The organism is Martinezella tropici (assembly GCF_008370325.1).
GTDB classification, from domain to species: domain Bacteria; phylum Pseudomonadota; class Alphaproteobacteria; order Rhizobiales; family Rhizobiaceae; genus Rhizobium; species Rhizobium tropici_B.
Map to the genome: position 1 here is coordinate 429,288 of NZ_VNIP01000003.1, position 13,506 is coordinate 442,793.

Genomic DNA, 13,506 nt, shown 5'->3' on the forward strand with positions numbered 1-13,506 from the left:
TCACTTCTCATTGATCCAGGGTCCGATCGGCAGCGGACGAACAGGCGCCTGCTCACGCAGGCGACCGACCTCGCAGACGGGGATTCCCGCACGCTCCGCAATCAGTTCGGCGCCGGCGAGCTGACAAAACCGTCCCTGGCATCGTCCCATACCCACGCGCACCATTGACTTCACCCGGTTTGCCTCACTTCCGGCATAGTCGACGCTTTCACGCAGATCGCCGGCGCTGATGCCTTCGCAACGGCAAACCATCGTTTCATCGGAAACGGAGCGGACCATGCCGGCGGGCCAGGGAAAGGCGCGGGCGATGGCGCGAGCAAAGCGTTCGTAGCGGGCGAGCCGCCGGAGATCCCGTGCCGGATTAGGATAAGGTAATCCCATATCGGCAAGGCAGGCGCTTGCGGCAAGCCGTCCTGCAACTTCCGCGCCATCGGCGCCAAGGATTCGCAGCCCGTCCCCGGCAAGATAGACGCCATCGGCAGACCGGCCCATTCGATCCGCCTGCGGCAGCCATTGGGCCCAGCCCGGATCGTAATCGAACCTGCATTGGGCTAGGCCGGCAAGTTGGGTTTCGGCCCTCAAATGCCAACCAATGCCGACCATATCGCATTCGGTGTGGTGGTCGAGCCCGCCAGCATCCCGCCAGCGAACGGCGGCCGGTCCGGTCTCGTCGCTAATGATATCCGTCAGCGTCACACCCGCGCGATATATCAGGCCGAGTTTCATCCGCATCGCCAGGCCCCGCAGGACCAGGACCGGCCTTGCCATCATGCCTGGAAGGGCAAGGATCTGGTTTCGAACGGAAGAGGTATCGAGAACGGCCGCAACATTCGCTCCAGCCTTCAGAAGCTGGATCGCAACGAGGGTCAGCAGCGGCCCGGAACCCGCCAGAACGATCCTTTGCCCCAAGGCGATGCCTTGCGCCTTCAGCGCGATCTGCGCGGCTCCGAGACTGTAGACGCCGGGCGCCTGCCAGCCGGATACCGGCACCAGACGGTCGGTCGCACCGGTTGCGAGTATCAGCCGGTCATAGACGAACTCCCGGCGACCGGCTGGCGTCAGCACCTGCAGCATATTGGCGGCGAGCGCCATCGCTGAGCTTTGCGGATGGTAGTCGACCTCTCCGCGCGCCACCATGCGATCGAAGAGAGAATGAAGGGCAAGGGCTTTGCCGGCCTCCGATCCATAGAGCTGCTCGGCCGACCGCGTAAAACCCTCCGGGGGACGACGATATATCTGGCCGCCCGCCCTCATCCCCTCATCGATGACGACGGGCCGGATACCGGCGGCCACCAGAAGCTCGGCTGCGCGTATGCCCGCCGGACCTGCCCCGACAATCACCGTTGCCTTCTGGTCATTCGCCACCGTCATGGCCAATCTCCCGGCGCCTGGGTCATCAGGGACATGCCGTTGCCGACGAGGGTCGAACAGGCGCGCAGGTGGGTTCCATCCTGTTGCCAGACCCAGCAGTCCTGGCAAGCGCCCATCAGGCAGAAGCCCGCCCGCCCTTCCGGCCCGAATTCGGATTGCCGAAGAACCGGCGAGAATGTCAGCATCGCCGTCAACACCGTATCGCCGACCAAGGCTTCCCGTTCCATGCTGTCAAGCAGGAAGCGGACGGGTTGCCGACCTTTCTCGGCGAGGCGGACGATACGCCCCACTTCTCCAGCCGGACGCTGACCCTTGCTCATTCGGCCGCCTCTTTGACCGGAAGACGAACCTCAGGCATTTCCGGGAACCGGGCGCGAACATCGGCAAAAGCCGCAGCAACGCCCTCACGTCCGGCACGTCCCTTCATTCGGCGAAAAATCTCCGTCTTGGTGAAGAACCGCCAGTGGATCGGAAGACAGGCTAGAATATCCGTGAGCAGGTTGTAGGCAGTGGGTGTCCACTGTGCCTCGTAACCGTCTCGCTCCGCGCCGTAATGGAAGTGGGCAGTCGGACCCGTGCGCGATGCCCTGAGACGGGACGTTTCGGCTTCATCCACTTTGCCGTCACGGATGACCACGCCGTAATCGCGCTCGGCGGCATCAAGGGAAACATAGCCGCGCTCCACATCCTGCAGCACACGCCAGGCCTCGCGCTCAAGCGGATTTCCGCGACCGCCGCCTCCGGCCGAGCGGATCTCAAGCACGTCTCCCGGCTGCAGGACGGCGGTATCGATATTGCCGAGCCGGCGATAATCCTCACGCCCCGGGTTCAGCACCATGTCGGACAGCCCCGCCGCCTTGCCGCCGAGCAGCCCCCAGGGACGGAAGAAACTGCGGTCGCGGTTGCGGGCCGTGATACGGCTTCCGGGCGCGAACACGCGGAACGCCATTTCGGTCGCAAGGCCCCCACGCCAACGGCCAGCACCACCGCTGTCTTTGGCAAGCCCGTATTTGACGAACTCGATCGGCACTTCTGTTTCCGTGATTTCGATCGGCGTGTTCTTCAAATAGGCGGCATCGGCACCCGAACCGTTGGTTCCGTCACGATGCGGCATCCCGCCGCCGCCGCCGACCACCGGATTGACGGCGGCGATTACGCTGCGGCCCGTCCGTTCGTCCGTGGTCATGACGTTGACGATGCAATTATTGCCGGCCGGTGCCGCAGGCAGCAATTCGGGAACCGCCTGACAGAAGGCGCCGAAGATCACGGACCGCAAGCGCGCGCAGGTCAGCGAACGCATGCCGACAGCCGCCGGTGATACCGGATTGAGAACGCTCCCTTGCGGCGCAATGCAGGTGAAGGGGCGGGTCAGCCCCGTGTTGAGCAGGATCTTGGGGTTCAGCGTGTAGAGAATGTAATAGACGCCGACCAGCAGCATGGTGTGGCGCGGATCGCCGCCCGACGGAACGTTCAGCGACGAGCCGAGCTGCGGATCGGATCCGGTAAAATCGAGGATCGCCTCATCGCCCCTGATCGTCAGCGTCAGCTTCAGGCGGCAAGGATTGGCCTCGACGGAATCCTCGTCGGCATAATCGGCGAATTCCCAAGTGCCATCCGGCATTGTCCGCAGGAGATCACGCGCCTGCGCTTCGGCGTGATCCAGAAGCACCTCTGTGCCTTCGAGAAATGCCTGCTTGCCGAATTTCTCGACCATGGCCAGGATCTTGCGCTCACCGGTGTTGAGCGCACCGACCAGCGCCTTGATGTCGCCGATGTTGAGATCGGGTTTGCGGACATTCGTAGCCATGATTTCCAGGATGTCGTCGTCGAAGACACCTTCGTTGACCAGCTTCATCGGCGGAAAGCGAATGCCTTCCTGGTGTATCTCCGTCAACGCGCGTGACAGGGAGGCCGGTACGGCACCGCCCATGTCGGTGTTGTGGATATGCCCGCCGGTCCAGGCGATGATCTCGCCGTCATAAAAAACGGGCTTCCAAAGGTGCGTATCCGGTGCGTGCGTGGCCACGAAGCAGGAATAGGGATCGTTGGTAAAAGCAACGTCGCCCGGCTTGTAGTCCCCGATCATTTCGATGGCCCGGGTATAGGTAAGTCCCGGATACCATGTTGCGCCAAGACCCATCGGAACGCCGAAGGTTTCACCCTTGCGATTGATCAGCATAACGGTGAAATCCTCCGTCTCTTTGACGAAGGCCGAATGGGCCGTCCGCTGCAGCGTATAGGCCATGTTTTCGGCGGCAGCCCTGGTATGGTTGGCAAACACTTGAAGGTTCGAACGGTCAAACATGGGCCGTTACTCCGAAAAGGTGAGATGAAGGTTCAGGTGGCGGTCGATCGTTACCTGTGTGCCGGCCGGAATGGCGAAGGTCGTGTCATCCTGGGCCACGACGGCAGGGCCGCTGAAGCGCCCGCCTGGATGCAACTGGTCCCGCCGGTATAGTCCGATCCATTCGAACGCCTTGCCGGTATAGACCGGTATTTCGCGCTCGGGTTCGGCCATGCCGGCAATCTCCTCGAGGTCGACGGTCGTCCGCAACGCCGGTCCGGCGCCGATGGCAGACAGACGGAGATTGACGATCTCGATCTTGCCGTCCGGGTCGGCAAAATCATAGAGACGGGCGTGCATGGCATGGAACGCCTCTTCCATTGCGGCAAGATCGCCTTCCGCCACCCAGGCCGCTCGCAGCGGAACCTCGATTTCAAAGCTTTGGCCGACATAGCGCATGTCGGCGGAGATCCGCAGTTCGGCAGGTCCTTCGTGCCCCTGCTTGATGAGCCAGCTTCGCCCTTCGGCCGACAGCGCCTCCGAAGCATCGCGCAGCAACGACACGGCTTCCGGCGACAGATGCGTGAAGACCGTTTTGATAAAGTCACCGCGCAGATCTGCGACCAGACCGCCGAGAGCCGATACCACCCCCGGACGCGGTGGCCCGATGACCTTCGCCATGCGAAATTCGCGAGCGAGGAACGCGCCCAGCATGGGGCCGCCACCGCCGAACGGCATGAGGGTAAACTCCCGCAAATCGACTCCGGCCCGCGATGCCAGCTTTTCCACCTCGACGAACATCTCCGAGATCGCAATATCGAGAATGGCCTGTGACACCTCTTCAACCGAGCGCCCGATACGCTCGGCAAGTTTTGCGACGGCTGCACGCGCCAGCCCGGCATCGATCCGTAGCTGACCGTAGGCCATCTCGCTGTGCCCCAACCAGCCGCAGACGGCCATGGCATCGGTCACGGTCGCCTGCGCGCCACCCCGGCCATAACAGGCGGGACCGGGCGTCGAGCCGGCCGATTCCGGCCCTACCCGCAGGACGCCATGGGCGTCGATGCTCGCAATGGAACCGCCGCCGATGCCGATGGAGCTCACCGAAACCGAGGGAATGTGAAGCGGGAACTCGCCGATCAATTCGCCCGTCCCGAATTGCGGCTCGCCATCGATGATCAACGCGAAGTCTGCCGAGGTGCCGCCGATGTCGAGGGTGAGAACATGCTTCTCACCGGCCAGGCGCGCCAGCCAGGCGGCGCCGATCACGCCCGAGGCCGTGCCGGAAAGCAGCATCTGGACGCAGGAACGCTTTCCTTCCGCCGCATTCATCACGCCGCCGTTCGATTTCGTTAGCAGGGCCGGCGCCTTCACTCCGCGCGATGTGAGCTTGTCTTCGAGAGCCGTTAGATAACCCGAAACCCTCGGATGGACATAGCCATTGAGGATCGCCGTCGTCGTCCGCTCGTATTCGCGAATGACCGGCCACACTTCCGAGGACGTGAAAACGAAGAGATCGGGTGCGAGCTTTTCGATTTCGTTCTTGACCGCCGTTTCCTGAGCGTCGTCGCGCCAGGAATGCAGAAAGGATATGATGATGCCCGCCGCACCCTTCGCCCTTGCTGCCGCCACGGCCGCGGTAACCGCCTTCATATCCGGCGCCTGCGCTTCGCTGCCATCGGCCCGCAACCGCGCGGGAATGCCGAAGATCATGTCGCGTGCGATCAGCTGTTCCGGCCGCGAGCAGAAGAGAGAATAGACGTCAGGCATTCGCAGCCGGGCGAGTTCGATGACATCTTCGAAACCGGCATTCGTCAGGAGCGCGAGCGACACACCGCGCCTCTGGATGACGGTATTGATACCGACTGTGGTGCCGTGAACGAAGCGACTGATTGCCTCCGGCTCCAATCCCTCGCGCTTGGCAAGCAACGAAAGCCCGGTCATCAATTCCGCGCCCGGATCATCGGGCGTCGTCAGCACTTTTAGCGACGCAACGCGACCGGAGCGGCTTTCCAGCGCGCAGAAATCGATGAAGGTGCCGCCGATATCGACGCCGATCTTCCAATCCTGCTGCGAAGCCCCTCGAGTTTGCCCTGTCGTGTCCGCCATATTCGTTCCTTTCCTTTGCCTGTCACGAAACTGGCATGGACGGATCGGCAAGGTCCAAGAGCGAAAATGCCAAAGGTCATAAGCCGGACTTATGCTCTGCCGATCGGCAACACCCATAGGCCGGACTTATAGGCGCAGCGTGATCCCGACTTTGACAGCGGCAAGCCGGCTCGGACAAGGTGGAGATTGTTTTCAGTCTCTGGAGATCCTCAATGGATGCTATCGTGCTGGGCGGCGGGCTCATGGGAGCCGCCTCCGCCTTTTTTCTCGCCCGGCGCGGCATCCGCGTGACGCTTATCGAACGCAATCGGGTCGGGAGCGGCGCCACGGTGGCGTCATTCGGCAACATCAGGCGAAGCGGCCGGTATATTCCGCAATTGCCGCTTGCTGACCGCTCGCTTGCCCTGTGGGGACAGGCCGAGGCCATGCTCGGGCGCGACGTGGAATTCCGCGCAACCGGCCACCTGCGGCTGGTGTTCAGCCAGGAAGGGCTTGCGGCGATGCGATCCTTCATCAAGGAGGCTCGACCGTGGGGACTGCAACTGGAAGAGCTGACCGCAAAGGAAGTGCGGTCGCGCTTTCCCGGCCTTGGCCCCGACGCGATTGCCGCATCCTTTTCCCCGAACGATGGAAGCGGCAACCCGCGTCTTATTGCGCCGGCTTTCGCAAGCGCTGCCCAAAAGCTGGGGGCTGCCATCGTCGAAAATGTCGGCATCGGGGCCATTAGAAGACGTGACTACGGATTTCAGGTCGAAACGTCGAAGGGCTCGCATGAGGCCTCGATGTTACTGAACACGACGGGTGCCTGGGGTGCGCGCGTCGCGGGCCTGTTCGGAGAGACGGTCCCGATTACAGCCAGAGGTCCGCAAATGGGAGTGACCGAACCTCTCCCCCATCGCATTCTCCCGGTCGTCGGCGTCTGGGCGCATGATCACGGCGGCGGTTACCTGCGGCAGGTGGAACGGGGCAACATCGTCTTCGGTGGCGGTGCCGAGCGCACCGACGTTCCACTCGATACCGGATATGCCAAGGCGGACCCGACTCGCTTACCGGGCCAGCTTCGTTCGCTGCTGCCGATTTTGCCGGCGCTGAAAGAGGTCGCCGTGATCCGTACCTGGTCGGGTTGCGAGGGCTATGTCGAAGACGGTCTCCCGGTGATGGGGCCGTCGTCGACGACAGCGGGGCTGTTCCACGCATTCGGCTTTTCCGGCCACGGCTTTCAACTCGGACCCGGTGTCGGCGACGTCATGGCCGAAATCATGGCAACGGGCCGAACGGATATCCCATTGCAAGATTTCCGCGTCGAGCGCTTCGCAAAGCCGAATCGCGGGTGCTTGACCGGGCCTTCAACTTAGCTGGAGATTTCACGATCAGGTCGGACGATGCGTAATTTTCTGCATCATCCGGATAGGATGCGCATTGTGGATGTCAATATTCCCATTTCCGTTGAAGCGTGAAAAAGCATAGTTCATGCGTATGACCACGCCTTGTCCGGATCTCAGCAATCAGAACGACAACAAAGTCGTTCTCGAGATTCAACTATCGACATCGCTCCGGCTTAGACCCGCATTTTGCGCAATAGATATCCAAGTAACGCAACAATCCGATCGAGTGACGACCCTGCGCTATGGGTTCGGGGAACACCAATAGATCATTAACATTTCACAACCACTCTAAAAGCTATTCGGAAGGGATGATCACGTAACAACAAGAATTTACAACCATCGGGGAAGCACGTGAAGAGCGCAGATAAGAATGCGGAAGTATTGCTATCGGAAGTTGGTAACTCGAATAGTTTGACAAGCAGCCTGTCTACATCGCTGTTTGGCGCACCCCTCATATTTCTTGGGCCTATTGCAGCCGCCGCCTTCTTGATGGCTTGCTTTCCACATGCATTCTCTCCCTCATGGACGCCCTTGGTCTTGATGGGCGCGAGTATTCCCATAATCGGCCTTGTTCTTTTGCAACGGCGGGAAGAACAGCGAAATAAAATCGGGTTCATGTTCAATCTGTCATGGATTGCTTGGGTCGTGATGAGTTTGGCTACCGTCTCTTACTGCCTGAACGCTGGAACCCGAGAGTTCGGCAACTCGCTGGTGCAACTCAATCCTGGATGGTTGACGCTGATGTTCGGGTGGTTCTTCGCAGCCGCCTGCGGTCGCGTGGCTTTATCAATCAGTAAATTGTTGTATCCATGACTGTCCCGCAACGCATAGGCGAGACGGCGCATAGACAATTTGGAATACATGGAAAGGGCGCCTCCATGTGGCAGATGTTCGACAGGGTTCGGCGATTTATGGCGGTACCGGTCGACAATCCGGAGCTGTTGAAAGCGCAATATCGCGCTTTCTCACGCCAGATGCCGATGATGTATTTCATACTGATGTCGAGCACTTGGGCGGTTGCCGCGACGCACATGATGATTGCGCCGACTTGGCTGACGATTGGAGCTCCTGTTGTCCTCACATTGGCATCCATATTCCGCGTCCGCCATTGGTGGCGGTCACGTCACATGGATCCAACCCCGAAGGTCGCGCTGCATGCTCTAAGGCGAACCAATCGGCTTGCTTTCGCAATCGCTTTTACCTTTACTGCCTGGTCGTTCCTGCTCTTTCCCTATGGCGATGCATATACCCGTTCGCACCTGGCCTTTTATATGGCCATCACGGTGATCTCCTGCATCTTCTGCCTAATGCATCTTCGCTCGGCGGCAATCACCGTAACCGCAATCGTCAATGGCGCCTTCATCATCTTCTTCTGTGCGACCGAACAGCCAACCTTCATTGCGACTGCGATCAACATCGCGTTGGTATCGATTGGCATGCTCGTCATCCTCAACATCAATTATCGCGACTTTGCGCGCATGGTGAATACGCAGACGGAAGCGCATCGACGCGAGGAGGCGCAAAGCCGTCTACTGCGGATGATCGATGACATGCCTGTCGCCGTGATGACGGTTGAGCCCGAGACGCTGATCATCAACTACGCCAACGAGACCTCCAAACACCTCATTCGCAAGATCGAGCATCTACTGCCGATCAAGGCAGACGAGCTGCTTGGCACCTCGATCGATGTTTTCCATAGGAATCCGGAGCACCAACGCCGCATTCTCGCGGATCCGGCAAATCTGCCTCACAATGCCCGTATCAAGCTCGGACCGGAAGTGCTCGATCTCAGGATTTCGGCAATCACCGCCGATGACGGAAGCTTTCTGGGGCCGATGCTCAGCTGGGCAATCGTCACCAAGGAAGTGGAAGCCGAGGGACGCATACGCCAGCTCGCGCATTACGACACGCTGACAGGGCTCGCCAACCGCACCACGTTCAATGCGCAATTTGACGCAAGCCTCGGCAAGGCGGAACATGGTTCCTCGCTATTATTCATAGATCTCGACGGCTTCAAGCTAGTCAACGATACCAAAGGTCATCGTGTCGGCGACGCCCTGCTGAAAGCGGTCGCCGATCGGCTGCGCGCCATTTGCGCAGCGCCGGCCATGACGATTGGCCGGCTCGGCGGCGACGAATTTGCCGTTCTTGTTCCATATGCCGACCCCTTGGGGGTGGCGCAGCTGGCCGGCCGGATCATCGATGCGCTCTCCGTGCCGTTTGATCTCGACCAGGCAAACCAGGTTCAAATCGGCGCATCGATCGGCATTGTGCACGCGCCAATGCATGGGGAAACGGGAGAAGCTTTGCTCGCACGGGCCGACATCGCCCTTTACGCGGCAAAGGCTGCCGGCAAGGGCGCATACAAGGTGTTTTCCGAAGAGATGGAAAATCGCATCCAGGAAAGCATACGGCTTCAAACGACACTGCGGGCGTCCTTGCGGGACGGCCGGGGATTGTTCGTCTTCTATCAGCCGATCGTCGATATCAACAGCAACAAGGTCACGGCACGCGAAGCATTGATCCGCTGGCATCACCCGCAAAGGGGCTGGATCTCACCTGTGGAATTCATTCCAGTCGCAGAGCAGAACGGATTGATCGAACAGCTTGGCGAGTTCGTCCTGAAGACAGCCTGTCGGGATGCCGTCCAATGGGAGGATGGTGCGCGCGTGGCCGTCAATGTATCGGCCTCCCAGCTCGGCAAGAACACGATCGTCTCCACGGTGTTGTCGGCCCTGGCCTCTTCCGGCCTGTCGCCGGAACGGCTCGAAATCGAGGTGACCGAAACAGCGATCTTCCACGATGAGCACGGGGGCATTGGAGATCTGCGGCGTATACATGACTTGGGGGTTCGCGTGGCCCTGGACGATTTTGGAACCGGCTACTCGTCCCTCACCCATCTGCGAGCCTTCCCCTTCGACAAGATCAAGATCGATGGTTCATTCGTGAGGGATGCCGTGAGGCGGCCGGAATCTGCCGCTGTCGTCCGGGCAATTGCCGATCTGGGCAAGCGGCTTGGTGTCACGACCGTCGCCGAGGGTGTCGAGACGGAAGCGCATCTTCAATGCGTTGTGACCGAAGGATGCAGCGAGGTCCAGGGTTATTTCTTTGGTCATCCGGAGCCGAGCCAGAAAGATGCCGATGCCGTCATGGCTCTCAACGCGGCTGCGGCAGGCACAAAAGTCTTCTCGGATGCCTAGCCCTTCCGCCAAAAGAGAACGATAAGCATCCCCCGGCAGATAAAGCTGTTAACGCAGCCCCACCGCTTTCGCGCGCGTATCGCTTGGGCTCTCTCCGAACGTGCTGCGATAGATAATGGAGAACCTGCCCGGATGAAAGAAACCCCATGTCGCGCAAACTTCACGAACGGATTGCCGATTCAATGGGTCGCGCAATTGATCGCGCGCAGCTTTCAGTCTGATAGTGCGCAGATAGGCGCCCGGCGACGTTTTTCTGAATGCCTTGAACCCCATCTGCAGGGCACGTAGCGAAACTCCGACATCATCAGCCACCATCGATATGGTGAAGGGCTCGGTGATATTGGCGTGCATATAGTCTATGGCACGGCGCACATGCCACGGCGCGACCATCGACACCTTGTCCTTGTTCAAATGGCAGGAAAGACGATGCTGGCCAAATCTGATGACGAGGTCGGCAAGCGTTTCGCTCATAGCCGACACGGCAAGTGGGGAGGATAAGAGCGGCCCGTCATTGCGCATGCCCTGGATGATCGTTTGTACCAGGTTGCCGATGAGCTGGCCGGCGGGTGTTGCAAGATCGAGAACGGGCTCCAGATCCAACGATTCGAGGATCGGCGTTTCCAGAAGCGAAGCCAGCATTCGCTTGACGATTGTCCAGTCCAGCACGAGAGCGTCCAGGCTATGCGGCTCGCCCTGAAGCAAGCGATCGCGAGCCTCATGGTTGTTCGCCATGAGAATGTGCCCCGCACCACCTTCGGCGACCCTTCTTCCAATGCTCAGCTGGAGCGAACCCGCGCGAGGTATGTAAAGCCCAAGATGTTGAGGGGTTTCGTCGAGCGTCTGGACTTCCCAGGAACTTTCATATGCCGAGTGGACCGCTGTAAGAGGCCCGCTTCGTCTCAGATCCGCCGCCCAGGCAAAACCCCGGTCCTTACCCAATGGCTTGGCGGCAAAGACGCCGTAGGCTCCTGAAAACGCCTCGACCATCGACTCGAAATCACTGCCCTTATGGGTTGGCGCGAAATCATAAAGTGACGCGTCATGAGAGCGCGCAACGTTGTCGAAGCTCAACGATACCATGCAGCTTGGCTCTTACTCCCCTTGTCTACTCGTCATTCGCGTACCGCATCTCGCCTGAGATTGTCGCACCACCGATATGACGCCCCGAATGCTCCGATGCTGCCTCTTTTGTCGGGCGGGATTGGCGCGATCTCCGCTGGCCGGGTCGATCTTGATGAAGTAAGCAGGACCGGCAAATCAGGGATCGGGTTTCTCAGCTTGACAAAAACAAGGCGCCCTCAAAAGATTCACACTTATAGTGTAAATTAAAATGGTCAGAAAATGAAGTATAATCCGCTAGACCATGTTGCCGTCCATTTTTTGCGGGATCTTCAACCTCCACGCGTAGCTTCCCGGAACGAACGGGACCTGCTGCGGCTGATCTGGAAGTCTCCCGGAATTGAGCGTTCCGAGCTGACCGAGCCGCTCGACCTCACTCAGCAATCCCTGCATCGAATTGTCGGGCGGCTGCATGATCGAGGCATGATTGTCTTTTCCACATCGGAAGCCCGGCGTCCCGGACCGCCAAGCCCTGGACTGACGCTGTGCAAAGACTGGTGCTTGACACTCGGAATCTCAGTGAATGTCGGCTCGATCGGCCTTTGCCTCATGGGTTTCGGAGAGCCTCTGGAAAAGGTGGAAATTCCACAGACGGGCTTCTCGCTTCCGGCAGAATTGGACCGAATCGAAGCCGCGCTCGAAGACCTTCTTATTCGCCGACGCGCCAAGCGCAGCGATATCCTCGGTGTGGGCTTGGCAGTCTCTGGCCACCGCATGCTGGAAACAGCCTTCAATTGTCCGCTGCCGCTGGCTCATTGGTCATTGATCGACCTGGCGCCGATCGTTGGCAAGCAGCTTGGCTTGCCGGTTTGGGCTGATAATGTTGCCAGGACCGCGGCCCTGGCGGAGGCGATCTTTGGCGTCGGTCGCGATGCTCCGGACTTCGCCTATATCGCGCATCTTCATGGTTATGGCGGCGGCCTGGTTTCCGGAGGCATGCCGTTTCGCGGCAGTTTCGGCAATGCCGGCGAATTTTCGGTTCTCTTCGAACGTCAAGGCTATGGCGACCGCCCGGCGCTTGGTGTCTTACTCGAACACCTTCGCACCAAAGGGTATCCCGATCTGACCCTGCGGGATCTCAAACGCGAGGAGCTGCTGAATTGGGATGACGTCGCCGAATGGGTCGATCGCGTGATGCCGGCACATAATCGCGCCATCAACGCGATCTGTGCGGTATTCGACCCCGCTTTGATCGTGCTCGGCGGCGAGCTTCCGCATCGGCTGGCGAGGATGATGATCGAACGGACTGAGATCAACAATCTGCCTCGCCACGGCGCGTTGCGAGACGTGCCTAAGCTCACCGTAGCAGAGATGACCGATTCCCCCGGTGCGATCGGCGCGGCATTGGTCCCCTTGTTCGAGACGGTGTTGTGATGGCCTCCTCGCGGCGATATCGCACGATATTCAAAGCGATCCACCCGAATATTGCGCAATGCCCTAAGTGCGCAGCCCAATGTCAGTAGTTTACCGGCGCTCATGAAGCGAGGCGCCTCCAACGATGGACAGCTCAAAAAAATTTCCGTCCCCTGTCGGAGTTTCCTTCGGTCGGCCGTCTTTGGAGTATCAACCGCTTTCAAACCGGAGGAACATCGTGGAAAATACTCAATCGACCTGGCAGACCGCCGCTATTCTTATCGCCCGCCTGATCTTCGCGGCCGTCTTCCTGATGGCTGTCTCATTCAAGTTCATGGACATGGGCGCGACCGCCGGCTACATCGCCGCCGCCGGCTTCCCGTTGCCGCTGTTCCTGGCCTGGTGTGCAGCGGTCCTTGAGGCGCTGCTGGTCGTAGCCTTCCTCAGCGGTGCTTTCTTCACCCCGGCGGCGATTATCGCAGCCGTCTATGTCATCTTCCTCGGATTCTCATTCCACGGTCCGTCGCACTGGGCGGGTAATCAAGCCGAATTCGGCTCCTTCGTCGATCACTTTGTTTTCGTGGCCGGCCTGCTCTTCGCAGCCGTGCATGGGCCGGGGAGCGTGCTTGCCGCCACGGTAGGCCGGCTGGGCCGAGAAACCGAGTAATCCTTCGTACTCAACGAA

The 13,506-nt window shown here is 59.9% G+C and carries 10 protein-coding genes; 5 read left to right on the forward strand and 5 right to left on the reverse strand.

Features of this window, described 5'->3' with window-relative positions:
* Genes FP026_RS04845 through FP026_RS04860 form a run of 4 tightly spaced genes read right to left on the reverse strand, consistent with a single transcriptional unit; the run spans window position 1 to window position 5,764 of the window.
* Complete coding sequence (locus FP026_RS04845; protein ID WP_149633486.1) at window positions 1-1,371, reverse strand: NAD(P)/FAD-dependent oxidoreductase; 1,371 nt, start codon at window positions 1,369-1,371, stop codon at window positions 1-3.
* Window positions 1,368-1,691 (reverse strand): (2Fe-2S)-binding protein, encoded by a 324-nt coding sequence (locus FP026_RS04850; protein ID WP_149633487.1) that lies wholly within the window; start codon window positions 1,689-1,691, stop codon window positions 1,368-1,370. Before FP026_RS04850 ends, FP026_RS04845 begins: the two co-directional genes overlap by 4 nt.
* Entirely contained in the window at window positions 1,688-3,676 is a 1,989-nt protein-coding gene (locus FP026_RS04855; protein ID WP_149633488.1) for a hydantoinase B/oxoprolinase family protein, read from the reverse strand. The genes FP026_RS04850 and FP026_RS04855 overlap by 4 nt, the downstream gene beginning before the upstream one ends.
* A 6-nt stretch (window positions 3,677-3,682) precedes the next feature.
* Window positions 3,683-5,764, reverse strand: coding sequence for a hydantoinase/oxoprolinase family protein (locus tag FP026_RS04860; protein ID WP_149633489.1), 2,082 nt, complete (start codon window positions 5,762-5,764; stop codon window positions 3,683-3,685).
* 212 nt (window positions 5,765-5,976) lie between these two features.
* On the opposite strand from FP026_RS04860, the gene FP026_RS04865 reads away from it, so the two are divergent.
* The 3 genes from FP026_RS04865 (at window position 5,977) to FP026_RS04875 (ending at window position 10,349) form a co-directional block, all read left to right on the forward strand.
* Window positions 5,977-7,119, forward strand: a complete 1,143-nt coding sequence (locus FP026_RS04865) for an NAD(P)/FAD-dependent oxidoreductase (protein WP_149633490.1) — start codon at window positions 5,977-5,979, stop codon at window positions 7,117-7,119.
* A 381-nt stretch (window positions 7,120-7,500) separates the two neighbouring features.
* A complete protein-coding gene (locus FP026_RS04870) occupies window positions 7,501-7,962 on the forward strand; it encodes a hypothetical protein (protein ID WP_149633491.1) in 462 nt (153 codons plus the stop codon).
* A gap of 65 nt (window positions 7,963-8,027) precedes the next feature.
* Window positions 8,028-10,349: a putative bifunctional diguanylate cyclase/phosphodiesterase gene (locus FP026_RS04875; protein ID WP_246665237.1), complete on the forward strand. Its 2,322-nt coding sequence runs from the start codon at window positions 8,028-8,030 to the stop codon at window positions 10,347-10,349.
* A 48-nt stretch (window positions 10,350-10,397) separates the two neighbouring features.
* Here the strand turns inward: FP026_RS04875 and FP026_RS04880 are convergent, their stop codons facing one another.
* On the reverse strand, window positions 10,398-11,429 hold the full coding sequence (locus FP026_RS04880; protein WP_149633492.1) for a helix-turn-helix transcriptional regulator: 1,032 nt from the start codon (window positions 11,427-11,429) through the stop codon (window positions 10,398-10,400).
* A gap of 261 nt (window positions 11,430-11,690) precedes the next feature.
* Between FP026_RS04880 and FP026_RS04885 the strand changes: the two genes are divergently transcribed.
* Both FP026_RS04885 and FP026_RS04890 read left to right on the forward strand, forming a co-directional pair.
* Window positions 11,691-12,842 carry an ROK family transcriptional regulator gene (locus FP026_RS04885; protein WP_149633493.1) on the forward strand — a complete coding sequence of 384 codons (1,152 nt, stop codon included), beginning with the start codon at window positions 11,691-11,693 and terminating at the stop codon, window positions 12,840-12,842.
* Between the two features lie 217 nt (window positions 12,843-13,059).
* Window positions 13,060-13,488 (forward strand): DoxX family protein, encoded by a 429-nt coding sequence (locus tag FP026_RS04890; protein ID WP_188112498.1) that lies wholly within the window; start codon window positions 13,060-13,062, stop codon window positions 13,486-13,488.
* Window positions 13,489-13,506: the final 18 nt, after the last annotated feature.